Genomic DNA, 25,241 nt, shown 5'->3' with positions numbered 1-25,241 from the left:
CATGGCGGTGGGAGCTTGCCACAGGCGCGCGAGTTCGCGCCCGATTGGTTGCAGGACGTCACCGGCACCGCTGGCCGGACAGGGCCCGTTCAAGCATGCAACAGGTCTTGCGGCAACCCGCTCACGAACTCCGCGAAGTCGCTGCCGCCGATCGAGATGTGGACCAGCATCGCCGCCTGCGCCTCGGCCGGATCGCTGCGCAGCAGCGCCTCGGTGATGGCCGCGTGCTCGCGCGCCGAGCGCTGCATGCGGCCCGGCGAATCGAAGCGGTTGGCGGTGTAGGCGGCGCAGCGGGTGCGCAGCGCGCGGATCTGGTCGACCAGCGTCTCGTTGCGGCAGGCCGCGTAGATCAGGTCGTGGAAATGGTCGTTGGCATCGCGGTAGGCCAGCGCGTCGTCGCGCGCCGACGCCTCGGCGCAGGCGGCCAGCGCCTCTTCCAGCGCCTTCTTCTCGGCCGGGCGCATGCGCTTGGCGGCGAACTTGGCGGCCGCGCCTTCCAGCTCGCCGAGCAGCTCCAGCAGCTCGCGCAGCAGCTGGATCGACAGCCGCGGCACCGAGGCGCCGCTGCGCGGTTCCATCACCACGAAACCCTGGGCCGCCAGCTGGAGGATGGCTTCGCGGATCGGGGTGCGCGAGACCTCGAAACGCTCGCTGAGTCCGCGCTCGTCGATGGGCTGGCCGGGCTGCAGCAGGCCGCTGGCCAGGCTTTCGATGATCGACAGGCGGATCGATTCGGCCAGCGTCGGGCTGGCAACGGGGCTTCTACCGGGTTGCATACGGATGTGATCTGAAAATATACTGAATTCGTTTATAAATATTTAAACGGAGACGCGTGGTGTTTTCAAGACTGCTTTGGAAGGTCGTGGTGGCCGGTTCTGCATTTCTGCTGGGTACGCCCGGATTTTTGCATGCGCAGGAAAGCTGGTCGCCGACCCGCCCGTTGCGGCTGGTGCTCGGCTACACGCCCGGCGGCGCGGCCGACGCGGTGGCGCGCGACCTCGCGCCGGTGATGGAGAAGGCGCTGGGCCAGCCGGTGGTGGTGGACTACAGGCCCGGCGCCGGCGGCGCGATCGGCGCCGAGGCCGTCAAGACCGCCGTGCCCGACGGCTACACCCTGGGCCTGATCGACGGCGCGCCGCTGACCATCATCCCGAACGCGCGCAAGGTGCCCTACGACCCGCGCAGCGACTTCAGCTACCTGGGCGTGGTCTCGAAGTCGCCGCTGGTGGTGCTGGTGAATCCCTCGGTGCCCGCGCGCACCCTGCCCGAGCTGCTGGCGCTGGCGCGCGCGCAGCCGGGGCAGCTGGCCTATTCCAGCTCGGGCAACGGCACCATCCACCACCTGGCGGGTGAGCTGCTCAAGGCCGCGAGCCACAGCGACCTGATGCACGTGCCCTACAAGGGCGCGGCGCCGGCCATGAACGACCTGATGGGCGGCGCGGTCGCGGTCTCGTTCGCCACCATCGCGCCCGCCGTGCCGGTGGTGCAGGGCGGCCGGGCGCGCGCCATCGCCGTGACCTCGGCGCGCGAGGTGCCGGCGCTGCCGGGCGTGAAGACTGTGGCCGCGCAGGGCCTGCCCGGCTATGACGCGCAGGGCTGGTTCGTGCTCGCCGCGCCCAAGGGCCTGCCGGCGCCCGTGGTGCGACGGCTCAACGCGGCGCTCAACGCCGCCCTGCAGACGCCCGCGGTCCGCGAGCGCCTCCTGGCCACGGGCAGCGACATCGAGGCCGGCCCGCCCGAGGCGGCCGCCGAGCTGGTCGCGACCGACTTCCGCAAGTGGGGCCAGGTGATCCGCGAGCAGCAACTCCGCTTCGATTGACCCGCCCCTTTTCCTTTTTTCTTTTCCTCTCCAAGGACCTTCACGCATGACCACGACCCTCCAGGACCCCGCGGCCGACACCGCCGCGCCGCCGCTGCTCGCCATCGACGGCGCCGTCGCCACCATCACGCTGCGCCGGCCCGGCAGCCACAACCGCATCGAGCCCGACGACCTGCCGGTGCTGCGCGGCTACCTGCGCCAGCTCGACGCCGATCCCGCGGTGCGCGTGATCGTGTTCGCGAGCACGGGCAAGAGCTTCAGCTCGGGCTTCGACCTCTCGCGCCTGGGCAAGGCCGCCGCCACCGGCGAGAACCTGTTCGAGCAGTTCACCGACGAGATCGAGAACGCGCGCGCGGTCACCATCGCGCGGCTGCACGGGCCGGTCTACGGCGGCGCCACCGACCTCGCGCTGGCCTGCGACTTCCGTCTCGGCGTGCAGGGCATGCGCATGTTCATGCCGGCCTCGCGCCTGGGCCTGCACTACTACGGCCACGGCATCCGCCGCTGGGTCTCGCGGCTGGGGCTCGGCGCGGCCAAGAAGCTGTTCCTGACCTCGCGCGCGATCCAGGCCGAGGAGATGCTGCGCGTGGGCTATCTCGATGCGCTGGTCGCGCCCGAAGCGCTCGATGCCGAGCTGCGCACCTGGCTCGACGAGCTGCTCGCGGTGGCGCCGATCCCGCTGGTCACGATGAAGCGCACGCTCAACGAGACCGCGCGCCAGCAGTACGACGAGGCCGCCGCGCAGCAGGCGCATGTCGCCAGCCTGCGCACGCGCGACCTGCACGAGGCCCTGGCGGCCTTCGCCGAGAACCGCGCGCCGCGCTTCGAGGGCCATTGAGCGTGGCGCACGGAATGCCGCCACCGGACCCCGCCGCGCTGCCGCTGGCCGGCGTGCGCGTGCTCGAGCTGTCGCAGATCATGGCCGGCCCGATCTGCGGCCTGATGCTGGCCGACATGGGCGCCGAGGTCATCAAGATCGAGAAGTTTCCGGCCGGCGACGATGCGCGCGGCTATGCACGGCCCAACGACCCGGGGCTCGCGCCATCGTTCGTGATGCTCAACCGCGGCAAGCGCTCGGTGGCGGTCGACATCCGCCAGCCGGCCGGGCAGGACGTGATCCGCCGGCTCGCGGCGCGCTGCGACATCGTCACCGAGAACTTCCGGCGCGGAAAGCTCGATGCGCTCGGCCTCGGCTACGAGCAGCTGCGCGCCGCGAACCCCGGCCTCGTCTACTGCTCGATCAGCGGCTACGGCCCCAACGGCCCGCTGAGCGACAAGGGCGGCTTCGACCTGGTGCTGCAGGCCTTCTCGGGCCTGATCAGCGTCACCGGCAGCCTCGGCGGCGAGCAGGCCAAGCCCGGCAACTCGGTCGCCGACATCAATGCCGGCATCCTGGCCGCGCTCGGCAGCCTCTCGGCCTATGTGCGGCGGCTGCGCACCGGCATCGGCAGCAAGGTCGAGACCTCGCTGCTGCAGGCCTCGCTGCAGCAGATGTACTGGTTCGCCGCGGCCTACTTCTCGAGCGGCGCCATCGCGCGGCCGATGGGCACGGCCCATCCGCTGATCGCGCCGTACCAGACCTTCCGCTGCGCCGAGGGTGCGATCGCGATCGGCGGCGGCAACCAGGCCAACTGGCAGCGCATCGCCGAGGTGCTGGGCCATCCCGAGTGGGTGGACGACCCGCGCTTTCGCACGGGCCGCGACCGGCTCGCGCACCAGGCCGCGCTCGAGGCGCTGATCACGCAGGCGCTGGCGCCGCACGGCGCGGACCACTGGATCGAGCGCCTCGACCGCGCCGGCGTGCCGGTGGGACCGGTGCACGACGTGAAGCAGGCGCTCGAGCATCCGCAGTCGAGCGCGGTGTCGATGGTGGTGGAGGTCGACCATGCCGAGGGCGGCACCACGCGCTCGCTCGGGCTGCCGCTGCACTTCGACGGCGTGTCGCCGCATGCGCGCTCGGCCGCGCCGCGCGTGGGCGAGCAGACCCACGAGGTGCTGCGCGAATTCGACTTCGGCGAGGAGGAGATCGAGCGGCTGCAGCGCGCGCAGGTCATCGCGCAGCACGCCGCGGCCTGAGGATCAGCCCAGCGGCAACTCGTAGCGCGCGAAGAGGCCGAAGTCCTTGCGGATCTCGCTGTGCAGCGCGAAGCCGAAGCGCTCGTAGAGGCGGCGAAGCGGTGCGCGGTCGGCCACGCAGTCGAGCCGCAGGTGGCGCTTGCCGAGCGTCGTCGCCCGTTCGCGCGCGAACACCAGCAAGGCGTTCGACACGCCTTGCCCCGCGAAGCCGCGGCGCACCGCGAGCTTGTGCACGTAGAGCGAGCTGCCAGCCTCGATCTCGGGCCAGAAATACGGGTCCTCGAGGTCGAGCCGGACCACGCCGGCCACCTGGCCATCGATGCGCGCGATGAAGTAGCCGCCGGCCGCGCAGTCGCGCTCGATGCGCGCGGGCGCGATCTCCGGCCCCGACCACAGGGTGCGGCCTTCGTCGACCAGCCATTGCGCGGCCTCGTGCAGCACGGCGACGACGGTGGGGGCTTCCTCGGGGCGGGCGGGTTCGATCTGCATGGGGTGCGAAGCATAGCGGCCCGCCGCCGCGGTCCTCACTGCCAGCGATAGCGTGCCGTGAGCGTCGCCGTGCGGCGCGTGCCCTGGTAGCACTCGCCGTGGTAGCAGATCGAGTTGTATTTCTTGTCCGCCAGGTTGGAGACGTTGAGCGCCACGCGCCACGGGCCGCGCTCGTAGTGCAGCGCCGCGTCGAGCAGCGTCACGCCGCGTTCGGCGCTGGTGTTGTGCTCGTCGTTCTGGCGCTTGCCGACGTAGCGCACGCCGCCGCCGAAGCCCAGGCCGTTGCCCAGCGTGTAGTCGAGCCAGACCGAGGCCGACTGCTTGGGCACCAGCGGCGGGATCTTGCCGATCTCGTCGGGGTCGGCGCTGGCGAGCACCTTCATGTCGAGCCAGGTGTAGGCCGCCGCGATGTTCAGGCCCGGCGCGAGCTCGCCCTTGGCTTCGAGCTCGATGCCGCGCGAGCGCTGCTTGCCGATCTGGCGGCCCTCGAAGGTCGCGGGGTCGTAGGTGACCACGTTGGTCTTGCGCAGGTCGAAGGCGGCCGCGGTGAACAGGCTGCGCGAACCCGTGGGCTGGAACTTGAGGCCGAGTTCGACCTGCTTGCCGCGGCTGGGCCGGAAGGCCTCGTTGTTCGCATCGGTGCCGCTGTTGGGCAGGAAGGAGGTGACGTAGCTCAGGTAGGGCGCCCAGCCGTTGCCCAGCAGGTAGCTGAGGCCGGCCCGGCCGCTGAAGGCGCTGTCGGACTTGCGGGAGCGGCTGCTGTCGAGATGGTCGTCGGTGACCTGGCGCACGCGGTCCTGGCGGCCGCCGAGCGTGAGCACCCAGCGCTCGCCGAACTTGAGCTGGTCCTGCGCATAGAAGCCGAGCTGGCGCGTCGACTGGTCGAGGTTGGCGAGCGGCTCGGTGGGCAGTGCCACCGGCTGGCCATAGACGGGCGCGAGCAGGTCGAGGCTGGGCGCCGGGCCGATGAAGCGCCGTTGCCGGCCCTTCTGGTCGCTGTAGTCGACGCCCAGCAGCAGCGTGTGCTGCACATCGCCATGCTGCAGCCTGCCCTGCACGCTGGTGTCGAGCGTCGCGAGGTTCACGGGATCGCGCCAGGTCCTGGCGATGCGCGACAGCGTGTGCTGGTCCTCGCCCAGCGCGTCGGCCCAGACCACGCGCCGGCTCGGGTCGACGCGGCTGTAGCGGAAGTTCTGGCGCAGGGTCCACTGGTCGCCCAGGGCGGTCTCGAAGCGGTAGCCGATGGCGCCTTGCGTCTGCTTGAGCTGGCCGAAGCTGTGGTCGCCCACCTTGATCGAGGAGAGGGCGTAGTTCTGCGTCAGGTAGTAGGGATCCTCGGCCGTGTTGTTGCGCAGGAACTCGGCCAGCACGGTCAGCGAGGTGCCCGCGTTCGGCTGCCAGCGCAGCGAGGGCGCGATGTAGGTGCGCGTGTGGTTGAGCCTGCGGCCGTCGGGGTAGCGGTCCTGGTCGTTGCTGTCGAGGCTCAGGCCGACCAGCCGGTAGCTCAGCACAGCGTCGCTGCCGATCCGGTCGCCGAGGTCGAAGGCCAGCTGCTGGCGCTGGTAGCTGCCGTACTGCAGCTCGATCTCGCGGATCCGCTCGCCCGTGGGCTGCTTGCTCACGCGGTTGACGATGCCGCCCGCGTCGGCCTGGCCGAACACCATCGACGCCGGGCCGCGCAGCACCTCCACGCGTTCCAGCGCATAGGGCTCGGTCAGGTAGTAGGTGGGAACGAAGGAGGCCTGGGCCAGCCCGTCGCGGTAGACGCCGGTGGTCGACGAGTTGAAGCCGCGCAGCAGCACGTACTCCCAGCCGCGGTTGTCGGGACCGTAGGTGCTGGTGGTCACGCCGGGCGTGTAGCGCAGCGCCTCCATCACGTCCTGCGCGCCGCGCGCCTCCATTTCCTCGCGGCCGATCACCGACACCGATTGCGGCACCTCGATCAGCGGCGTGTCGGTCTTGGTGGCCGTGCCGCTGATGCGCGCGGCATAGCCGGGCACGGGGCCGTTGCCGCTTTCGCGCTCGGCGCTTGCGGTCACCTGCACGGCGGGGAGGCTGCCGTTGCCCGTGACGGGCGCGGTCGGCGCGGATTCTGTGGGCGCGGGCTGGCTGCGCAACACGTAGCCGCCGTTGTCCAGCCGCAGCGCCTGCAACCCCGTGCCGGCCAGCAGCGCGGCCAGCGCCTCCTGCGGCGTGAAGGGGCCGCGCAGGCCGGCCGTGCGCTTGCCGTCGGTCTGCTCGGCGACGAAGCTCAGCGGCAGGTTGGCCGCGCTCGCGAAGCTGCGCAGCGCCGGCGCGAGCGGGCCGGCCGGAACGTCGTAGGTCTGGCGCGCGGCCTGCGCCTGCGGTGCCTGGGCGCGGGCCGTGCCCGGCAGGCCCATCTGCGCGCCCAGCAGCGCGAGGCCGCACAGCGCCGTGGCTGAAATTCCCTGAGCTGGATGCTTGTTCTTCTGGTGTCGCGGCTGGCGCCCGTTGGTCGGCATGGTGGTCTCTCGAAGTGATTGCTGAAAAAGAAGCCCTCACTTGACAGGTGCCGCGAGAAAGCAAATCGGGCAGGCGACGACGAAAATTTTCTGGAGGCCGGTGCTTACTGGACGCCCTCCACCGTCGCCCAGAAGCGGGTGCGCAGCCGCACCTGCACCGGCAGCACGCTCGGCAGCATCGCGAGGATGCGCTCCGTGTCGGCCAGCGGGAACACGCCCGACAAGCGCAGCCCGGCCACGGCCGGGTCGCAGCGCACGATGCCGGGCCGGTAGCGGCCGAGTTCGGCCAGGAAGTCGTCCAGGCGCATGTCGTCGGCGATGAGCTGGCCGAGCGTCCAGGCCGTGGTCTGCGCGTCCACCGCGGCGATCGGGCCGACCTCGCCGCGGCCGAAGCTCGCGCGCTCGCCGGCGCGCAGCCGCACCGGCGCGGCCGCGGCCTCCGCGGGCGCGATCTCGACCGCGCTCTCGAGCACGGCGACACGGCTGCGGCCCTCGTCCTGGCGCACGCTGAAGCGCGTGCCGAGCGCGCGGATCCGTCCCTGGGCGGTGTCGACCACGAAGGGCGGGCTGTCGGGCCGCTCGTGGCCGGTGACGATCAGCACTTCGCCCGCCACCAGCCGCACCAGCCGCTGCCGGTTGTCGAAGCGCACGTCGATGGCACTGGCCGTGCCGAGCGTGATGCGCGTGCCGTCGGGCAGCGACAGATCGCGCTGCTCGCCGGTGCCGGTGCGGAAATCGGCCACCGTCTGCTGCCAGGTCTGCGTGCGCGAGGCGAGCACGCCCGTGGCGCCGGCCGCGCCGAGCCACAGCAGCGCGCGCAGCGCCTTGCGCCGCGGCGCGGGCGTGCGGCCGGAGGCGAGCGCGGCATGGGCGGCCGCCGGATGCAGGCCCTTGAGGCGCGCGCTGAAGCTCTCGATGTGCTGCCACGCGCGCTCGTGGTCCGGATGGCCGCGGCGCCATTGCTGCCAGCGCCGGCGGTCGTCTTCCGTGGCTTCGCCCGACATCAGCAGCGTGAGCCACTCGGCGGCCTCGTCGGCCGCGCGTTCGCCGAAGGGCAGGGCGGTGGCGGTGTCGAGGGGGGCGCTGCGCATCTCAGTCGGCCAGGCCGAAGAAGCACTGGCGGTTGGCGCGCGACAGGTACTGCTTGACCGAGCTGGCCGATACGCCGAGCCGCTCGGCGATCTGCGCGTAGCTCAGGCCTTCGAGATGGGCCAGCAGGAAGGCTTCCTTCGCGGCCGGCGGCAGGCTGTCGAGCACGCGATCGACCTGGTGCAGCGCCTCGATGGCCAGCAGCTGCACCTCGGGCGAGGGCGCCATCTCCTGCGGCAGCGCGGCCAGCGCCTCGAGGTAGCTCTGTTCGAGCACCTGCCGGCGATGCCGGTGCGCGATCAGCCGCCGCGCGATGGTGGCGAGGAAGGGGCGCGGCTCGCGGATGCCGGCCGCGGTGCCGGTCGTGATGACGCTGACGAAGGTGTCCTGTGCCAGGTCGGCCGCGGCGAAGGAATCGCCGAGCTTGCGCCGCAGCCAGCCCTGCAGCCAGCCGTGGTGCTCGCCATAGAGCGACCGCACTTCCTCGTGCATGGCGGATTCGGCGGCAGGCATGGCGGCATTCCCTCTTCGCCAGCGGCCTGGCATGGGTCGAGATTAATGAGAACGTTTCTCATTAATTCTAGATGAAGCGCTCGCCCCGGGGCATGGGTTTTCAGCCGTGCCGCCGCACCGTGAAGCCTTCGGCCGCGGAAGGCGCGGCGAAGTGGCTGCTGATCAGGTCGAACTGCGCCTCGCTGGTCTCGAAGGGATGCGTGCCGCTCGCGTTGCGCTCTCGCAGGCGCTGCTTGCAGACCGCGTCGGGCAGCTCGAGCAGGTGCAGCACGTGCGCCGCGCCGGCCGCTTCGAAGAGGCCGCGCATCCAGCGCCGGTTCGCGACCGTGTTGGCCGGGAAGTCGAGCACCACCGACACGCCGGCCGCGAGCAGCGCCGCCAGGTGACCCTCGATGGCCTGCTTCAGGCGGCCCGCGCAGCGCACGTAGTCGGGCAGTTCGCGGATCTCGCCCGGGTAGAGCGCCGCGAGCCAGGCGTCCTCGCTCACGAGCACGGTGGCGGGTGCCGCGGCGAGCCGCCGCGCGAGCGTGGACTTGCCCGCGCCGATCTTGCCGCAGACCATGTGCAGCACGGGGGTGGAGGGGGTCGCTGTCATTTCGTTTTCTCCGGAGGTGGTGGGCTTGGAAGCAGCGCCCCGGAAAACGAAAAACCCGCCTTCTGGGGCGGGTTGCATGGCATGAACTCGAGGAACCGTGCGTCAACCCACCATCTTCGAAATGGTGCGAATGATCGACGCGATGATGCGCGGGCAGGCCATGGGCCGAGCATAGCCCACGGCCGCGCGCTTCAGTCGTGCAGTGACGACAGGAACTGCCGCAGCTCGGGCGTGCGCGGGTTCGCGAACAGCTCGGTGGGCGGCCCCATCTCGTGCACGCGGCCCTGGTGCATGAAGATCACGCGGTCGGCCACCTTGCGCGCGAAGTTCATCTCGTGCGTGACCATCAGCAGGGTCATGCCCTCGTCGGCCAGCGACTCGACCACGCGCAGCACCTCGCCCACCAACTCGGGGTCGAGCGCCGAGGTGATCTCGTCGCACAGCAGCACGCCCGGCTCCATGGCCAGCGCGCGCGCGATCGCCACGCGCTGCTGCTGGCCGCCCGAGAGCTGGTCGGGCATGGCGTCGAACTTCTCGGCCAGGCCCACGCGCGTGAGCAGCTTGCGCGCCTGCGAGGCGGCCTCGAGCGACGAGCGCTTCTTCACCAGCGTGGGCGCGAGCATCACGTTCTTACCGACCGTGAGGTGCGGGAACAGGTTGAAGCCCTGGAAGATCATGCCCACGCGCTGGCGCAGCTCGCGCATCGCCATCGCGCTCTCGTGCAGCAGCGGCTTGCCGTCGACGGTGAGCGAGCCCTCCTGGAACACCTCGAGGCCGTTGATGCAACGCAGCAGCGTGCTCTTGCCCGAGCCGCTCTTGCCGATGATGGCGATCACCTCGCCGCGCTTGACGTCGAGGTCGATGCCCTTGAGCACCTCGTTGCTGCCGTAGGACTTGCGCAGCGCGGTGATGCGCACGATGGGGGCGCCCACCGCGACGGCGGGTTGTTGTTGCGGTTCAAGCACGGCGGCCATGGGTTTTCCTCTCGAGGGTCTTGGCGTACAGGCTCACGGGAAAGCACAGCACGAAATAGAGCAGGGCCACGCAGCTGAACACCACGAAGGGCTGGAAGGTGGCGTTGGAGATCATGCTGCCGGCCTTGGTGAGTTCGACGAAGCCGATGACCGACGCCAGCGCCGTGCCCTTGATGACCTGCACCAGGAAGCCCACGGTGGGTGCGATCGCGATCCTCACGGCCTGCGGCAGGATCACGTGGCGCAGCTGTTCGCCGAAGCTCAGGGCGAGGCTGCCCGAGGCTTCCCACTGCCCCTTCGGGATCGAGGCCACGCAGCCGCGCCAGATCTCGGTGAGGAAGGCGCTGGTGTAGAGCGTGAGCGCCACGCTGGCCGCGGTCCATGCCGACACGTCGATGCCGAACAGCGCGATGCCGAAGTAGGCCAGGAACAGCTGCATCAGCAGCGGCGTGCCCTGGAACAGTTGCACGTAGAGGCCCACGGCCTTGCCGACGGCCCGGCCGCCGCGCAGGCGCAGGAACAGCAGCAGCGCGCCCACGATGCCGCCGCCGACGAAGGCGATGAGCGAGAGCACGACGGTCCAGCGCAGCGCCAGCAGCAGGTTGCGCAGGATGTCCCAAAGGGAGAAATCGGTCATGGCGGATTCAGCGGCCGAAGAAGAAGCGGGGACCGGCCCAGTCGAGCAGCCGCCGCAGCGCCACCGAGAGCGCGAGGTAGATCAGCGTGGCGACGATGAAGGCCTCGAAGGCGCGGAAGTTGCGGCTCTGGATCAGGTTGGCCGCATAGCTCAGCTCCTCGGTCGAGATCTGCCCGCACACGGCCGAGCCCAGCATCACGATGACGATCTGGCTCACCATCGCGGGCCACACCTTCTTGAGCGCCGGCGGCAGCACCACGCGCAGGAACACCTGCGAGCGGCTCAGCGCCAGGCTCACGGCGGCCTCGATCTGGCCCTTGGGCGTGGCCTCGATGCCGGCGCGGATGATCTCGGTGGAATAGGCGCCGAGGTTCAGCACCATCGCGATCACCGAAGCCACCTCGGGCGTGAGCTTGACGCCCGCGGCCGGCAGCCCGAAGAAGATGAAGAACAGCTGCACGATGAAGGGCGTGTTGCGGATCAGTTCCACATAGGTGCCCACCACGGCGCGCAGCCACCGCGGGCCGTCGGCGCGCGCCCAGGCGCAGAAGGTGCCGACGCCCATGCCCAGCACGGTGCCCACGGCCGTGAGGCCGATGGTCCACGCGACGCCGCGCAGCAGCAGCGGCCATTCGGCGAGCACGGCGCCAAAGTCGAATTCGATGCCCATGGCCGCGCCGTTCGATCAGACCGGCAGGTCGCCGGCGGCCTTGCCGAGCCACTTCTTCGACAGGGCGTCGAGCGTGCCGTCCTTCTTGGCCGTCGCGATGATCTCGTTGACCCTGGTCTTGAGCGCGGTCTCGCCCTTGGCGATGCCGACGAAGCAGGGGCTGTCCTTGAGCAGCAGCTTGAACTCGGCGCTGACCTTCGGGTTCTTGGCGAGCATGTCGCCGGCGACGGCCGCGCTGGTCGCGAGGGTCTGGGTCTGGCCCGCCACGAAGGCCGCGATGGTCGCGTTGTTGTCCTCGAAGCGGCGGTAGTCGACGTTCGGCGGCGCCACCTTGTTGAGCTCCTGGTCCTCCATCGCGCCGCGCGTCACGGCCACGGTCTTGCCGGCCATGTCGGCGAAGCTGGCGAGCTTCATGCTCTTGGCGGCGTACACGGCCTGGAAGAAGGGCGCATAGGCCGACGAGAAGTCGATCACCTTCTCGCGCTCCGCGTTCTTGCCGAGCGTGGAGATCACGAGGTCGGCCTTCCTGGTCTGCAGGTAGGGGATGCGGTTGGCGCTGGTCACGGGCACCAGCTCGACCTTCACGCCGAGCTTGGCGGCGATGAGCTCGGCCATCTCCACGTCGAGGCCCTGCGGCTTCATGTTCTTGTCGACCGAGCCGTAGGGCGGGTAGTCGGTGGGCACGGCGATCTTGATGGTCCTGGCCTTGAGCACGTTGTCGAGCGCGTTCTGGGCGTAGGCACCGCCGGCCGAGGCCAGCAGGGCGAGGGAGGCGAGCGCGAGGGCGACGCGGCGTTTGGATGCGAGGAAGGTCATAGCAGGGCTCCTAGGTAAGTCGAAGAGTCGGGATCGGGGGCCGCGCCGGGCTTGCGGCGCTTGCTCCGGGGGGCGGGCGTGGTGGCCGTGTTCTGGAGCGGCGCCAGCGCATCGCGCAGCTGGGCCAGCGGATCGGCGGGCGCCTGCACGCGCAGGGCCGACTGCACCGTGCCGATGTGCTCGGCCATCAGGGCCTCGGCGGCGGCATGGTCGCCGCGCTCGAGCGCCGCGACGATCTGCACGTGGTCCTCGCAGGACTGCACCGCGTCGTGCGTGGATTGGTAGAGCATGGCGATCAGCGTGGTGCGCGCCGTGTAGTCGCGCAGCGTGTCGGCCAGCAGCGTGTTGCCCAGGCATTCGGCCAGGCAGACGTGGAAGTCGCCGAGCAGGAAGCTGCGGTTGCCGACGTCGCTTTCCTTGAGCGCGGCCTTCTCGCGCTGCAGGTGCGTCTTCAGTTGGCGCAGCGCGCTCTTCTGGAGCTTGCCTGCGGTGCCCGCGCTTCGAATGAGGCCGAGCTCGATCACGCGCCGTGCCTCGAAGGCCTCGCGCGCCTCGTCCTGCGAGGGCTCGATCACGAACCAGCCGCGCCGCGCGCTCACGGTGACGATGCCGCGCGCCGCCAGCCGCGTGAGCGCCTCGCGCACGATGGTGCGGCTGCAGTCGAACAGCATCGCGAGCTGCTGCTCGCCCAGGCGCGAACCCGGCGCGAGCTTCTGCGCCATCACCGCCTCGACGATGCGCGCACTGATTTCGGAAGCGGAGGTAGACATTCGCCTGCATACCAGCAGCTTCCGTGCCAACTGGTATGCAAGATGTGTGCACCGAAATGGGCCGGGCGGAGTGCGCCGGTGGTGCGGGTGCCTTGGGCGTGCTGAAGCTTTCGCGCTCAGAGGGACGGGCTCACGCCGATGGGGTACTCCCCTCCGCGAATGTCCCCCGCCTTCGGCTCCTCCTTTATTTCGCTGCGGGGAGTACCCCATCGGCGTGAGCCTGGACGCAATCGTTGTTGAACCGCCCGCACCACCGCAGCGCCCACGTGCACAGGGCAGCGGGTGCTTCCCGCAGCGAGATCAAGGAGGAGGCCGAAGGCCGGGGGACATTCGCGGAGGGAAGTACCCGCTGTCCTGTGCACGCGCCCCTGACGTATCTCAGGCCTCCACCCCCGCCCTTCGAAGTGGCAGGTTGCCCCAGCCAGCTCAATCCATCCGCGCGCCCGAAGCCTTCACCGCCTCGCGCCAGCGCGGCGTCTCGGTCGCCAGGAAACGCGCGAACTCCTCGCTGCCCAGGAAGGCCGGGTCGGCGCCCTGGCTCACCATGCGCTCGCGCACCTCGGCGCTGGTCAGCACCTGCTTGAAGGCCTCGCTGAGCTTGGCCACCACCTCCTTGGGTGTGTCCTTGGGCGCGAAGAAGCCGTAGAAGCCCACCACCTCGAAACCCTTCACGCCCGATTCGGCCACGGTCGGGATGTCGGGCAGCGCGGGATTGCGCTCGCGGCTGGTCACGGCCAGCGCGCGCACCTTGCCCTGCTTGTGGTAGTTGGCGGCCTGCGGGATCGATTCGGCCATGAACTGCACCTGCCCGCCCATCAGGTCGGTGAAGGCCGGCGCGCTGCCGCGGTAGGGGATGTGGACCATGAAGATGCCGGTCGCGGTCTTGAACATCTCGGGCACCAGGTGGCTGATGCCGCCGTTGCCGGCCGAGCCGTAGTTGACCTGGCCCGGCCGCGCCTTCGCGTAGTCGATGAACTGCCTGAGGTTCTGCACCGGCAGCTTGGGCGTGACCAGCAGCGCCAGCGGCTGCATCGCGGTGCGCGCGATCGGCACGAAGTCGCGCTGCGTGTCGTAGGGCAGCTTGCTGTAGAGCGCACCGTTGATCACGGCCACGCCGGTGTTCGCGAGCATCAGCGTGTAGCCGTCGGCCGGGCTCTTGGCGACCGCGTCGGCGCCTACCGAGCCGCCCGCGCCGGGCTTGTAGTCCACGATCAGCGGCTGGCCCAGCGCCGCCTGCAGCTTGTCGGTCAGCAGGCGCGCATGCTGGTCGAGCGGGCCGCCGGCCGGGAAGCCGATCACGACCTTGATCGGCTTGTCGGGAAAGGCGGCCGTGGCGGCCGTGCCCACGGCCAGCGATAGGACCGCGAGCGCGGTCCGCAGGGTGTTGTTGCTCATGATCCGTCTCCTCGTTCTTGGTGAGGAGACGATCATAGGCAAGGCCCTCAGCCGGCCAGCGTCGCCTTCAGCGTGATCTCGGGCACGCTCGCGAGCGCCTTCGACAGCGGGCAGCCGGCCTTGGCGGCCGCGGCGATCTGCTGGAACTTCGCCTCGTCGAGGTTGGGTACGGCGGCGTCGAGCTCGAGCGCGATGCGGTCGATCTTGAAGCCCTCGCCGTCCTTGGCCAGGCGCACGGCCGCGCGGGTGTCGATCTTCGTGGCGGCCAGGCCTTCCTTCTCGAGCGCGAAAGCGAAGGCCATCGTGAAGCAGGCCGCGTGCGCGGCGCCGACGATCTCCTCGGGGTTGGTGCCGCGCCGGTCGTCCTCGAAACGGCTGGCGAAGCCATAGGGGTAGTCCTTGAGCGCGCCGGTCTCGGTGCTGACCTGGCCCTTGCCGGTCTTGCCGGCGCCTTCCCAGTGAACGCTCGCGTGCTTTTCTGCTGCCATGGAGATGCTCCTTCGGTGGTCGGTGGATGGGTGAACGGGATGCGGAGCTCCCGGTATCGCCGAAACGGGGCACCGCGTCTGTAGTCGCGGGCGCTGTCGCCCCGGCCGTTTCGGCAGGCCGCGATCGGAGGACGTAGAAAAAAGGGCGTCGCCAAGGTGACGCTCCGGGGGCTTCCCCGATGGGAGCCGCGCCGCGCTCGGCTTAGGCTGGCGTGCGGTTCGCGCGCCCGGCATTCCGGCCGGACGCGCCCCGCCCGGATTCCCCATTCCCCTTCCGCCCGCCTGCCATGACCCTGGAACAACGCCCGCATCACAAGTTCTGGCCCAAACGCCTGCCGCATTCGATCACCGTGCCCGCGGTGTCGCTCTGGCACAACCTCAAGACCGCCGCCGAGCGCTACCCCGACAACAACGCCCTGGTGTTCTTCGGCCGCGTCACCAGCTACCGCGAGCTGGCGAGCCAGGTCGAGCGCCTGGCCGGCACCTTGCATGCGCTGGGCGTGAAGCGCGGCGACCGCGTGCTGCTCGACATGCAGAACTGCCCGCAACTGGTGATCGCGCATTTCGCGATCCTGCGCGCCAATGCCGTGGTGGTGCCGGTCAACCCGATGAACCGGGCCGAGGAGCTCAAGCACTACATCACCGACGCCGACGCCAAGGTGGCGATCACCACCGGCGACCTGGCCGGCGAACTGGCCAAGGCCAGCGACGCGCTGCCCGAGGGCGAGCGCCTGTCGAGGATGATCGTGACCCAGTTCACCGACGCCTTCGATCCCGGCGTGACCGGCGACGACGCGCCCGCGCCCGCCTGGGTCGACTGGCTCGGCACCCGCCATGCGCTGCCCGCGCTGGCCGGCGGCGAGGTCATGGCCTGGACCGAGGCACTCGAGACCAGCCACCCGGTGCCCGAGCACGTGGTGGGCGCCAACGACATGGCGCTGCTGCCCTACACCAGCGGCACCACCGGCCTGCCCAAGGGCTGCATCCACCACCATTCGAGCCTGATGCACAACGCCCTGTCGGGCGTGCTGTGGGGCTGCGCGCATTCCGAGGTGGTGGTGCTGGCCGTGGTGCCGATGTTCCACATCACCGGCGTGGTCAGCATGATGCACACCGCGATCCTCGCGGCCGCCACGCTGGTCATCATGCCGCGCTGGGACCGCGACGTGGCCGGGCGCCTGATCTCGCGCTGGAAGGTCTCGAGCTGGACCAACATCCCGACCATGGTGATCGACCTGATGGCGAGCCCGCACTTCGCGAGCTACGACCTCTCGAGCCTCAGCTACATCGGCGGCGGCGGCGCGGCCATGCCGCAGGCGGTGGCGCAGCGGCTGCAGGACCAGTTCGGCCTCAAGTACCAGGAAGGCTACGGCCTCACCGAGACGGCCGCGCCCTCGCACTCGAACCCGGCCGAGCATCCCAAGCAGCAGTGCCTGGGCATCCCGTTCATGAGCACCGACGCGCGCGTGGTCGACCCCGACACGCTGAAGGAACTGCCGCCGGGCGAATCGGGCGAGATCATCATCCATGGCCCCGAGGTGTTCCAGGGCTACTGGAAGCGGCCCGAGGCCACGGCCGCGGCCTTCGTCGAGTTCGAGGGCAAGCGCTTCTTCCGCTCGGGCGACATGGGCCGCATGGACGAGGAGGGCTACTTCTTCATCACCGACCGCCTGAAGCGCATGATCAACGCCAGCGGCTTCAAGGTCTGGCCGGCCGAGGTCGAGCTGCTGATGTTCCGCCACCCGGCGATCCAGGAAGCCTGCGTGATCTCGACCAAGGACGCCTACCGCGGCGAATCGGTCAAGGCCGTGGTGGTGCTGCGGGCCACCCACAAGGACACGACCGCGCAGCAGATCATCGACTGGTGCCGCGAGAACATGGCGGTCTACAAGATCCCGCGCCAGGTGCAGTTCGTCGACGCGCTGCCCAAGAGCGGCAGCGGCAAGGTCATGTGGCGCCTGTTGCAGGAAGCCGAGAACGCCTGAGGCGCCGAGTCAGCGCGCCGGGCGCGCCGCCCGGTGCCGCAACCCGAGCCGGACCTGCGCCGCGGCCAGCAGCACCGCGCTGCGCAGCGGATGAATCACGGGCACCGCGAGGCCCTGGGTCGCCAGGGCCCGCGCGAGCGCATCGCTCACGCCCAGGAAGCCGGTGCAGCCCAGCACGATCGCGTCGGCGCCGTCGTCGCGCACGGCCCGCGCCGCCGCCTCGGTCAGGCGCGCGAGCAGCCGCTCGGGATCGGCGTCGAGTTCGCGCACCGCCGTGTCGACCACGCGCAGCGGCGCCAGCCGCGGACCCAGCGCGGTGCGCTCGGCGAGCGCATCGATCATCGGGCGCACGCTCTCGAGCACCGTGACGATCGCGAGCCGCCGGCCCAGCGTCGCCGCCAGGTGCAGGCTGGCCTCGCCCGGGCCGATGACGGGGATCGCCACGCGCTCGCGCGCGGCTTCCACGCCGGGATCGGCGAAACAGTCGACCACCATCGCGTCGACACCCTGCGCCTCGGCCTCCTCGATGCGCGCGAGCACGCCGGGCAGGCAGCGATGCTCGTCGGCCGGGCTCTCGATCGCGCGCGGGCCGTCGGCGATGTTGACCTGCGACAGCTGCAGCGCGCCGCCCTCGGCGAGATCCTCGATCTCGCGCAGCTTCGCGGGCACCGGGGCGACATGGGGCGTGACGACGCGGATGCGGATCGGCATGGCGCGACTCCTCAGCGCAGCGTGTAGCCGCCGTCGGCGAACAGCGTGGTGCCGCTCATGAAGCCGTTGCCCATGAGGAACACCACCGCGTCGGCCACTTCCTCGACGGTGCCGACCCGGCCCAGCGTGCTGATCGCGGCGAAGCCCGCATAGGCGGCCTCGCGCGCGGCGGCCGGGCGACCGCGCCACAGCGGGCTGTCGATGGTGCCGGGCGACACGGTGTTGACGCGCCGCGGCGCCAGGTCGATCGCGAGCGCGCGGCCCAGGCCCTCGATCGCGCTGTTGCAGGCCGCGTAGCTGGCGACGCCCGGCAGCGGCCGCGCGCCCGCGCCGCCCGACATCAGCACCACCGAGCCGCTGGGCGACAGCTTGGCGAGCGCATGGTGCACGGCCCAGTACTGGGGCCAGAATTTCTGGCGGAACGGGCTTTCGACCTGCGCCACGTCCTCGCTGCCGAAGGGCGCGACGCTGTAGCTCGCGCCGGGCGTGAACAGGTGGTCGATGGCGGGCAGCGGTGAAAAGAAGCGCGCGAGCGAATCGGCGTCGGAGGAGTCGACCGTCGTGCCGGTGGCCGCGGAGCCGAGTTGGTCGAGGGCCGCCGCCAGCCGCTGCGGCGAGCGACCGCCCACGTGGACCTGGCCGCCCTGCTGGACGATGCGCTGCGCCACCGCGAGGCCGATGCCGGAGGTGCCGCCGACGATGGCAACGCGTTGCTGCGAGAAGGTGTTGCTCATGATTGGATTTTCACGAGTTCCATATTTCGGAACTCACATCAAGATAATTGAACTCGATCATAGAAGGCCGCGCCGCCCTGTCAAGCGCGCGGCACGGTGCCGCGCGCCGCTGGAAAAAATGTGTGTCCCCACCGCGCCCGGCACGCGAATCCCTTAGCCTCGATGCGTCCTCATCCGTTGTCGCTCCGTCCGTCTTCTTCATGCAACTGCGCGCGTTCCTTCCCATCCTTCTTGCCTTCCCCCTGCTGGCCCATGCCGCCGCGTCCCGCAGCTGCCTCGTCGTCGGCGTCAGCGACGGCGACACGCTGACTGCGCGCTGCGGCCGCAGCGGCGCCTACGAACAGGTCAAGGTGCGCATCGCCGCCATCGACGCGCCCGAGAAGGCGCAGCCCTATGGCCAGCGCAGCCGCCAGGCGCTGAGCCGGCTCTGCTATGCCGAGAAGGCGCTAATCACCGCGCGCGACACCGACCGCTACGGCCGCACCGTGGCCGACGTGTCGTGCAACGGCGAGGACGCGGGCCGGCGCATGGTGTCGGAGGGCTGGGCCTGGGTCTACGACTACCACGGCATCGCGAGCAAGCGCGGCGGCGATCTGTTCCGGCTGCAGGACGGCGCCCGCGCGCAGCGCGCCGGGCTGTGGGCGGATACCAAGCCCACGCCCCCGTGGGAATGGCGCCGGCAGCGGCGCGAATCTCACTGGAGTGACAACTTCTTCTCGTCGTTCTGAGTGCCTTGAGGCCGGGCACGGCCCATGTCACGCGAGATTCATGCGGCGCGAAGAGCATTCGGGGTTCTTGCAACCCACGCACCGAAGAGAACAACGACATGGCCAAGAATTTCGACCGGATGGAGGACTCCAACCTTTCCGCCAACCCCACGATCCACGAGGTGTCCGATCCGGCGCGCCGCGTGCTCGTGCGTGGCGGCCTCGCGGCCGCGGTGGCGGGGCTGTTCGGCCCGCTCGCGGCCGGCTCGCTCGCGGGCTGCGCATCGACCGCCGGCAGCGGCGGTGGCGCGGTCGCCGGCCTGGGCCGCGCGATCGGCTTCAAGGGCATCGCGATGGCCGCGGTCGACCAGGTGGTGGTGCCCGAGGGCTACAGCGCGCAGGTGCTCTACCGCTGGGGCGATCCGACCGGCGTGGCCGGCAGCATGCCCGCCTTCAGGACCGACGGCTCCAACTCGGCCGACGACCAGGCGCTGCAGGCCGGCATGCACCACGACGGCATGGCCTTCTTCCCGATCGAGGGCTCGAACCGCGGCCTGCTGGTGCTGAACCACGAGTACGTCGACGACGGCCTGCTGCACGTCGACGGCATGAAGACCTGGACGCCCGAGAAGGTGCGCAAGTCGATGAACGCCCATGGCGTGTCGGTGATCGAGCTGCAGCGCGACGGCGCCAAATGGTCGCAGGTGCTGCCCTCGCGCTTCGCGCGCCGCGTCACCGCGCTCACGCCGATGACGCTGAGCGGCCCGGCCGCCGGCCATCCGATGCTGCGCACGGCCGCCGATCCGAGCGGCACGCAGGTGCTGGGCACCTACAACAACTGCTCGAACGGCCAGACGCCCTGGGGCACCTACCTGACCTGCGAGGAGAACTTCGCCGACTACTTCGAGGGCCCCGAGTCGCCCGACGCGCACCAGAAGCGCTGGGGCATCCGCAAGGGCAACGGCGCCAAGTACCGCTGGCACGAGCACGAGCCGCGCTTCGACGTGACGAAGAACCCGAACGAACCCAACCGCTACGGTTGGGTGGTGGAGATCGATCCGCAGGACCCGGCCTCCACGCCGCGCAAGCGCACCGCGATGGGCCGCGCCGCGCACGAGGGCGCGGCCACCGCGCTGACCGCCGACGGCCGTGCCGTGGTCTACATGGGCGAGGACTCGCGCTTCGAGTACATCTACAAGTTCGTGAGCCGCGACGCGGTGAAGCCCGGCGGCGCGGCCGCCAACCGCGAGCTGCTCGACCACGGCACGCTCTACGTAGCGCGCTTCGACGTCGACGGCAGCGGCGAATGGCTGCCGCTCGTGCAGGGCCAGAACGGGCTCGTGGCCGACAAGGGATTCGCGAGCCAGGGCGACGTGCTGATCAAGTCGCGCCAGGCCAGCGACCTGCTGGGCGCGACCAAGATGGACCGCCCGGAGTGGACCACCGTCGATCCGCTGACCAAGGAGGTCTACTGCACGCTGACCAACAACAGCAACCGCGGCGGTGCCGGCCAGCCGTTCATGGACGCGGCCAACCCGCGCTCCAACAACACCATGGGCCAGATCATCCGCTGGAAGGAGCAGGGCGACCTCGACGGCACCAAGTTCGCATGGAACCACCTGGTGCTCGCGGGCGATCCGAAGCAGTCGCGCTGGGAAGCGCAGGGCAACGTCAAGGGCGACGCCTTCGGCAGCCCCGACGGCCTGATGGTCGATGCGCGCGGCGTGCTGTGGATCCAGACCGACGTCTCGACCTCCACGCTCGGCAAGGGCGACTACACCAACCTGCCGAACAACCAGATGCTGGCCTGCGATCCGACGCAAGGCGAGATCCGCCGCTTCCTGCTCGGCCCGGCCGGCTGCGAGATCACCGGCCTCACGGCCACGCCGGATCTGCGCACGCTGTTCATCAACATCCAGCACCCGGGCGAGCCGGCCAACGAGCGCAGCGATCCCGATCGTCCGCTCGCGGTGTCGAAATGGCCCGACGGCGCGGGCCGCCCGCGTTCGGCGACGGTGGCGATCACGAAGAACGACGGCGGCGTGGTCGGGACCTGAGCGCTGGTCCCCGGGAGCGAGCGGCGGCGCTCAGCAGGCGCCGCCGTACCAGCAGCGCAGTTCGGGCATGACCAGCCCGAGCACGAAGCTGATGCCGCAGACGATCAGCATCAGCAGCGCACACATGCGCAGGCCTTCCTCGCTCCAGCGCGGCGCGAAGATGCTCACGAGGAAGCCCGAGGCGAAGGTGCCTTCGAGCCAGTGCGCGCCGCCCCAGCGCAGGATCCAGAGCCAGAACAGCGCGGTGAGGGCGTGCAGCGCGATCCAGGGCAGCAGCGACATGGCGGACCTCCTGCGGCGGCGCGGCTCAGGACTCGCTGCGGCCGTTCACGTCGGCCACCACGCGCGCATTGCGCTGGAAGCTCCAGTAGGCGCCGGCCCAGTCCATCATCACCACGATGCGGTTGCGGAAGCCGATCAGGAAGTACGCGTGCGCGAACAGCCAGAACAGCCACGCGAGCCGGCCGCTGAAGCGCAGCGGGCCGAAGGGCGTGCCGAGGTCGACCACGGCGGAATTGCGGCCGATGGTCGCGAGGTTGCCGTAGTCGCGGTAGCGGAAGGGCTGCGTGGGCTGGCCCGCGATGCGGCGCAGGATGTTGGCGGCCGCGGCGCGCCCGGCCTGCTTGGCGCCGGGCGACACGCCGGGCACCGGCCGCGGCTCCTTGCCGGGCGCATGGCTCATGGCGGCCGCGAGGTCGCCGACCACGCTGATCTCGGGATGGCCCGCGAGGCTCAGGTCGGGCTCGACCTTGATGCGGCCCGCGCGGTCGCATTCGACGCCGGTGGCGCCGCCGAGCATGCGCCCGAGCGGCGAGGCCGCGACGCCCGCGGCCCACACCACGCAGCTGCTGTCGATGCGGTAGCTCTGCGCGGGCGCGCCGTCGGCGCCGCCGCCGGCCTGCACCTCGAGGCCGGTGGCGTCGATCGCGGTCACGCGCGCGTTGAGCCGCACCTCGACGCCGAGCTTCTCGAGCTGCTCGAGCGCCTTCTGGCTCAGGCCCTCGGGCATCGCCTGCAACACGCGCGGCCCGCCCTCGACCAGCAGCACCTGCGCGCTCGCCGGATCGATGTGGCGGAACTCGCCCGCGAGCGTGTGCTTGGCGATCTCGGCCAGCGTGCCCGCCATCTCCACGCCCGTGGGGCCGGCGCCGATCACCACGAAGGTCAGCAGCGCGCGGCGGCGCTGCGCGTCGGTCGTGAGCTCGGCGGTCTCGAAGGACAGCAGCACGCGGCGCCGGATCTCGAAGGCATCGGCCAGGGTCTTGAGGCCCGGCGCATTGGCCGACCATTCGTCGCGCCCGAAATAGCTGTGGGTGGCGCCGGCCGCGACGATCAGGTGGTCGTAAGGCACCGGGTTGCCGTCGGCCATGCGCACCGTGCGCGCGGCCGGATCGATGGCCGAGACCTCGCCGAGCAGGGTCGTGATGTTGGCCTGGCCGCGGAACAGCCCGCGCACCGGTGCCGCGATCGACGGCGCCGCCAGCCCGGCGGTCGCCACCTGGTAGAGCAGCGGCTGGAACAGGTGGTGATTGGTGCGGTCGATCACCGTCACGTCGACGTCGGCGCCTTGCAGCTTGCGAGCCGCTTCGAGCCCGCCGAAACCGCAGCCGACGATGACGACGCGGGGGCGGCCTGGGGAGTTGGTCGTTTGCATCGAACGGATGATACGCAGCGCCCTGCACGCGAAGCCATCTTGTGCCAAAGTGGCCGACCCGCCGTCGGATGGCGCGAGGAGGGACAGCCTGCGCCAGGGGGCGGGTCCTTGTCCTACGCGCCGCCGTCGGAAGCATCGGCTACAAACTTCGTTGACCCGCGACTGGAGAACCCATGACGCTTTCCCGGCCGATCACGCCGGCAGCCGGCACCGTGCGAGAGCAGTTCCGCTCCGTGCGCGCCGCCAGCCTCGCGCTTGCCGCACCGCTTTCCGCCGAAGACCAGTGCATCCAGTCGATGCCCGACGCGAGCCCGACCAAATGGCATCTCGCGCACACCACCTGGTTCTTCGAGACCGTGCTGCTGCAGCCGCATGCCAGCGGCTACCAGCCCTTCGACACGCGTTTCCATTACCTCTTCAATTCCTACTACGAGGCCCTGGGCCCGCGCCATCCGCGCCCGCAGCGCGGCCTGCTCACGCGGCCCTCGCTCGACGAGGTGCAGGCCTACCGCCGCCATGTCGACGCGGCCGTGCTGGCCTTCCTCGACAGCGACGAGGCCGAGGCCGCCTGGACCACGCTCGAGCCGATCGTCACGCTGGGTCTGAACCACGAGCAGCAGCACCAGGAGCTGCTGCTCACCGACATCCTGCATGCCCTGTCGTGCAACCCGCTGCTGCCCGCCTACAAGCCCGCCGGCGGCCCCGCGTTGCGGCTGGCCGCGGTGCCGCCCGCCATGCGCTGGCTGCCGCACGAGGGCGGCCTGGTCGAGATCGGCCATGACGGCGCGGGCTTCTCGTTCGACAACGAGACCCCGCGCCATCGCGCGCTGCTGCAGCCGCATGCGATCGCCGACCGGCTCGTGAGCTGCGGCGACTTCGCGCAGTTCATCGCCGATGGCGGCTACCAGCGGCCCGAGCTGTGGCTGTCCGACGGCTGGGCCGCGGTGCAGTCGCAGGGCTGGCGCCATCCGGCCTACTGGCTCGCGCCCGACGATCCGCGCCTGGGTGCCTCGTCGGCCAATGCCGGTGGCTGGCATGTGTTCGGCCTGCATGGCGTGCGGCCGATCGAGCCCGAGGCGCCGGTATCGCAACTGAGTTTCTACGAGGCCGCCGCGTATGCCGAGTGGGCCGGCGCGCGGCTGCCGACCGAGTTCGAGTGGGAGGCCGCGTTCGGCAACCCGGGCATCTCGCAGATGACCGGCCACGTGTGGCAATGGACGCGTTCCTCTTACGACCCGTATCCGGGCTTCAAGCCGCTGCCTGGCGTGGCGGCCGAATACAACGGCAAGTTCATGGTGGGCCAGCTCGTGCTGCGCGGCGGCAGCGTGGCCACCCCCGAGGGCCATGCGCGCCCCAGCTATCGCAACTTCTTCCCGCCGGCCGCGCGCTGGCAATTCACCGGCCTGCGGCTCGCGAAGGATCTCTGACCATGCGCCCATTCGCTCCCATTCCCGCGGCAGCTTCGACTGCTTCTTCCTCCTCTTCTTCGCTGCCGTTCTCGGCGAAGAAGCGTCCTGCCGTCGTGGCGCCCGCTGCTTCTGCGCCGCTGTCCGAGTTCGCGCGCGAGATGCAGGCGGGGCTGGCGCGCACGCCGCGCAGCATCTCGCCGAAGTTCTTCTATGACGTGGTCGGCTCGCAGCTGTTCGATCAAATCTGCGATTTGCCCGAGTACTACCCGACGCGCACCGAGCTGCGCATCCTCGGCGAGTGCGCGGGGGAGATCGCGAAGCAGATCGGGCCGAATGCGGAGATCGTTGAGTTCGGGGCGGGGTCGTTGACGAAGATCCGCTTGCTGCTCGATGCGCTGGAGTCGCCGAAGCGTTATTTGCCGATCGATATCTCGGGCGAGTATCTCGAGGGGGCTGCGGCGCGGTTGCGTGCGGACTATCCGGAGCTGGCCGTGCAGCCGATTGCGGCCGACTACACGATGCCGCTGGTGTTGCCCGCGCCCATGCCTGGGGCGGGGCGGCGGGTGGGGTTCTTTCCGGGGTCTACGCTGGGGAACTTCGAGCCTGACGAGGCGCTGGCCTTCTTGCAGTTGGCGGCTCGCATGTTGCGCGGTGGGGGGATGCTGATCGGGGTGGATCTGGTGAAGGATCCGGCGCGGTTGCATGCGGCCTACAACGATGCGCAAGGGGTGACGGCGGCGTTCAATCTCAATCTGTTGCGGCGTGCCAATTCGGAGCTGGATGCGGACTTCGATCTCGATGGGTTCACGCATGCGGCGTTCTTCAATGCGCCTTTGCGGCGGATCGAGATGCATCTGGTGAGTCGGCGGGCTCAGAGCGTTTCATTGAATGGCGAGTCGTTTGGGTTCGAGGAAGGGGAGACCATTCATACGGAGTACTCGCACAAGTTCACTGTGGATGGGTTTCGTGCTTTGGCTGTGAAGGCGGGGTTTCGGCCGGGGGCGGTTTGGGTGGATTCGGAGAGGTTGTTTAGCGTGCATTGGTTGGGGGCTTGACGGTCCTTTTCGAAGGTCTTGTTCTTGCTGAGGCAGGAGCCGGGAATTCCGCCCGGCGGCGGACCTACTTTCTTTTGCTTCGCCAAAAGAAAGTAGGCAAAGAAAAGGCGACCCC

At 70.2% G+C, this 25,241-nt stretch carries 25 protein-coding genes; 8 read left to right on the top strand and 17 right to left on the bottom strand.

What is annotated here, in order from left to right; genetic code table 11:
* Positions 1–89: 89 nt before the first annotated feature.
* Positions 90–776 (bottom strand): GntR family transcriptional regulator, encoded by a 687-nt coding sequence (locus tag AC07RV_RS28855; RefSeq protein WP_296776362.1) that lies wholly within the window; start codon positions 774–776, stop codon positions 90–92.
* Positions 777–835: 59 nt separating this feature from the next.
* On the opposite strand from AC07RV_RS28855, the gene AC07RV_RS28850 reads away from it, so the two are divergent.
* Genes AC07RV_RS28850 through AC07RV_RS28840 form a run of 3 tightly spaced genes read left to right on the top strand, consistent with a single transcriptional unit; the run spans position 836 to position 3,895 of the window.
* Positions 836–1,819, top strand: coding sequence for a tripartite tricarboxylate transporter substrate-binding protein (locus AC07RV_RS28850; protein ID WP_492714801.1), 984 nt, complete (start codon positions 836–838; stop codon positions 1,817–1,819).
* Positions 1,820–1,865: 46 nt separating this feature from the next.
* Positions 1,866–2,657, top strand: coding sequence for an enoyl-CoA hydratase/isomerase family protein (locus tag AC07RV_RS28845; RefSeq protein ID WP_057596478.1), 792 nt, complete (start codon positions 1,866–1,868; stop codon positions 2,655–2,657).
* Between the two features lie 14 nt (positions 2,658–2,671).
* A complete protein-coding gene (locus AC07RV_RS28840) occupies positions 2,672–3,895 on the top strand; it encodes a CaiB/BaiF CoA transferase family protein (protein WP_057596479.1) in 1,224 nt (407 codons plus the stop codon).
* 3 nt (positions 3,896–3,898) lie between these two features.
* Here the strand turns inward: AC07RV_RS28840 and AC07RV_RS28835 are convergent, their stop codons facing one another.
* From AC07RV_RS28835 to AC07RV_RS28780, 12 genes are all read right to left on the bottom strand, one after another.
* Complete coding sequence (locus AC07RV_RS28835; RefSeq protein WP_296776357.1) at positions 3,899–4,384, bottom strand: GNAT family N-acetyltransferase; 486 nt, start codon at positions 4,382–4,384, stop codon at positions 3,899–3,901.
* A 35-nt stretch (positions 4,385–4,419) separates the two neighbouring features.
* The gene (locus AC07RV_RS28830) at positions 4,420–6,867 is read right to left on the bottom strand and encodes a TonB-dependent siderophore receptor (RefSeq protein ID WP_296776355.1); all 2,448 of its coding nucleotides are present in this window, start codon (positions 6,865–6,867) and stop codon (positions 4,420–4,422) included.
* A gap of 104 nt (positions 6,868–6,971) precedes the next feature.
* Positions 6,972–7,958 carry a FecR domain-containing protein gene (locus AC07RV_RS28825; protein ID WP_296776353.1) on the bottom strand — a complete coding sequence of 329 codons (987 nt, stop codon included), beginning with the start codon at positions 7,956–7,958 and terminating at the stop codon, positions 6,972–6,974.
* 1 nt (position 7,959) lies between these two features.
* Positions 7,960–8,469 carry a sigma-70 family RNA polymerase sigma factor gene (locus tag AC07RV_RS28820; protein WP_093340011.1) on the bottom strand — a complete coding sequence of 170 codons (510 nt, stop codon included), beginning with the start codon at positions 8,467–8,469 and terminating at the stop codon, positions 7,960–7,962.
* A gap of 100 nt (positions 8,470–8,569) precedes the next feature.
* Positions 8,570–9,064, bottom strand: coding sequence for a P-loop nucleotide/nucleoside kinase family protein (locus AC07RV_RS28815; protein ID WP_296776350.1), 495 nt, complete (start codon positions 9,062–9,064; stop codon positions 8,570–8,572).
* Positions 9,065–9,255: 191 nt separating this feature from the next.
* The gene (locus AC07RV_RS28810) at positions 9,256–10,038 is read right to left on the bottom strand and encodes an amino acid ABC transporter ATP-binding protein (RefSeq protein WP_093340007.1); all 783 of its coding nucleotides are present in this window, start codon (positions 10,036–10,038) and stop codon (positions 9,256–9,258) included.
* A complete protein-coding gene (locus AC07RV_RS28805) occupies positions 10,022–10,675 on the bottom strand; it encodes an amino acid ABC transporter permease (protein WP_093340005.1) in 654 nt (217 codons plus the stop codon). The genes AC07RV_RS28810 and AC07RV_RS28805 overlap by 17 nt, the downstream gene beginning before the upstream one ends.
* Before the next feature lie 7 nt (positions 10,676–10,682).
* A complete protein-coding gene (locus AC07RV_RS28800) occupies positions 10,683–11,345 on the bottom strand; it encodes an amino acid ABC transporter permease (protein WP_296776345.1) in 663 nt (220 codons plus the stop codon).
* Positions 11,346–11,360: 15 nt separating this feature from the next.
* Positions 11,361–12,161, bottom strand: coding sequence for a transporter substrate-binding domain-containing protein (locus AC07RV_RS28795; protein WP_296776344.1), 801 nt, complete (start codon positions 12,159–12,161; stop codon positions 11,361–11,363).
* On the bottom strand, positions 12,158–12,931 hold the full coding sequence (locus tag AC07RV_RS28790) for a GntR family transcriptional regulator (protein WP_296776343.1): 774 nt from the start codon (positions 12,929–12,931) through the stop codon (positions 12,158–12,160). Before AC07RV_RS28790 ends, AC07RV_RS28795 begins: the two co-directional genes overlap by 4 nt.
* Before the next feature lie 426 nt (positions 12,932–13,357).
* Entirely contained in the window at positions 13,358–14,326 is a 969-nt protein-coding gene (locus AC07RV_RS28785; protein ID WP_296776342.1) for a Bug family tripartite tricarboxylate transporter substrate binding protein, read from the bottom strand.
* A gap of 47 nt (positions 14,327–14,373) precedes the next feature.
* Positions 14,374–14,814 carry an OsmC family protein gene (locus AC07RV_RS28780; protein WP_057596490.1) on the bottom strand — a complete coding sequence of 147 codons (441 nt, stop codon included), beginning with the start codon at positions 14,812–14,814 and terminating at the stop codon, positions 14,374–14,376.
* A gap of 287 nt (positions 14,815–15,101) precedes the next feature.
* Here AC07RV_RS28780 and AC07RV_RS28775 point away from each other — a divergent pair, with 287 nt between their 5' ends.
* Positions 15,102–16,799 (top strand): long-chain fatty acid--CoA ligase, encoded by a 1,698-nt coding sequence (locus AC07RV_RS28775; RefSeq protein WP_209545425.1) that lies wholly within the window; start codon positions 15,102–15,104, stop codon positions 16,797–16,799.
* Between the two features lie 9 nt (positions 16,800–16,808).
* Here AC07RV_RS28775 and AC07RV_RS28770 read toward each other — a convergent pair whose 3' ends face one another.
* Together AC07RV_RS28770 and AC07RV_RS28765 are read right to left on the bottom strand one after the other, a co-directional pair.
* On the bottom strand, positions 16,809–17,510 hold the full coding sequence (locus AC07RV_RS28770) for an aspartate/glutamate racemase family protein (RefSeq protein ID WP_296776341.1): 702 nt from the start codon (positions 17,508–17,510) through the stop codon (positions 16,809–16,811).
* Between the two features lie 11 nt (positions 17,511–17,521).
* The gene (locus AC07RV_RS28765; RefSeq protein ID WP_296776340.1) at positions 17,522–18,244 is read right to left on the bottom strand and encodes an SDR family oxidoreductase; all 723 of its coding nucleotides are present in this window, start codon (positions 18,242–18,244) and stop codon (positions 17,522–17,524) included.
* A gap of 200 nt (positions 18,245–18,444) precedes the next feature.
* Between AC07RV_RS28765 and AC07RV_RS28760 the strand changes: the two genes are divergently transcribed.
* The gene (locus AC07RV_RS28760) at positions 18,445–18,972 is read left to right on the top strand and encodes a thermonuclease family protein (RefSeq protein WP_296776339.1); all 528 of its coding nucleotides are present in this window, start codon (positions 18,445–18,447) and stop codon (positions 18,970–18,972) included.
* A gap of 98 nt (positions 18,973–19,070) precedes the next feature.
* Positions 19,071–21,008, top strand: a complete 1,938-nt coding sequence (locus AC07RV_RS28755) for a PhoX family protein (protein ID WP_296776338.1) — start codon at positions 19,071–19,073, stop codon at positions 21,006–21,008.
* Between the two features lie 30 nt (positions 21,009–21,038).
* On the opposite strand, the gene AC07RV_RS28750 is transcribed toward AC07RV_RS28755, so the two are convergent.
* On the bottom strand, positions 21,039–21,290 hold the full coding sequence (locus tag AC07RV_RS28750) for a hypothetical protein (RefSeq protein ID WP_296776335.1): 252 nt from the start codon (positions 21,288–21,290) through the stop codon (positions 21,039–21,041).
* Between the two features lie 25 nt (positions 21,291–21,315).
* Positions 21,316–22,662 carry an NAD(P)/FAD-dependent oxidoreductase gene (locus tag AC07RV_RS28745; protein ID WP_296776332.1) on the bottom strand — a complete coding sequence of 449 codons (1,347 nt, stop codon included), beginning with the start codon at positions 22,660–22,662 and terminating at the stop codon, positions 21,316–21,318.
* Between the two features lie 173 nt (positions 22,663–22,835).
* Here AC07RV_RS28745 and egtB point away from each other — a divergent pair, with 173 nt between their 5' ends.
* Together egtB and egtD are read left to right on the top strand one after the other, a co-directional pair.
* The gene (gene egtB / locus AC07RV_RS28740; RefSeq protein ID WP_296776329.1) at positions 22,836–24,089 is read left to right on the top strand and encodes an ergothioneine biosynthesis protein EgtB; all 1,254 of its coding nucleotides are present in this window, start codon (positions 22,836–22,838) and stop codon (positions 24,087–24,089) included.
* 140 nt (positions 24,090–24,229) lie between these two features.
* Positions 24,230–25,126, top strand: coding sequence for an L-histidine N(alpha)-methyltransferase (egtD, locus tag AC07RV_RS28735; protein WP_256222371.1), 897 nt, complete (start codon positions 24,230–24,232; stop codon positions 25,124–25,126).
* Positions 25,127–25,241: the final 115 nt, after the last annotated feature.

The organism is Variovorax sp. GW821-FHT09B01 (genome assembly GCF_059418345.1).
This window is presented reverse-complemented; position numbering and strand designations above follow the sequence as displayed.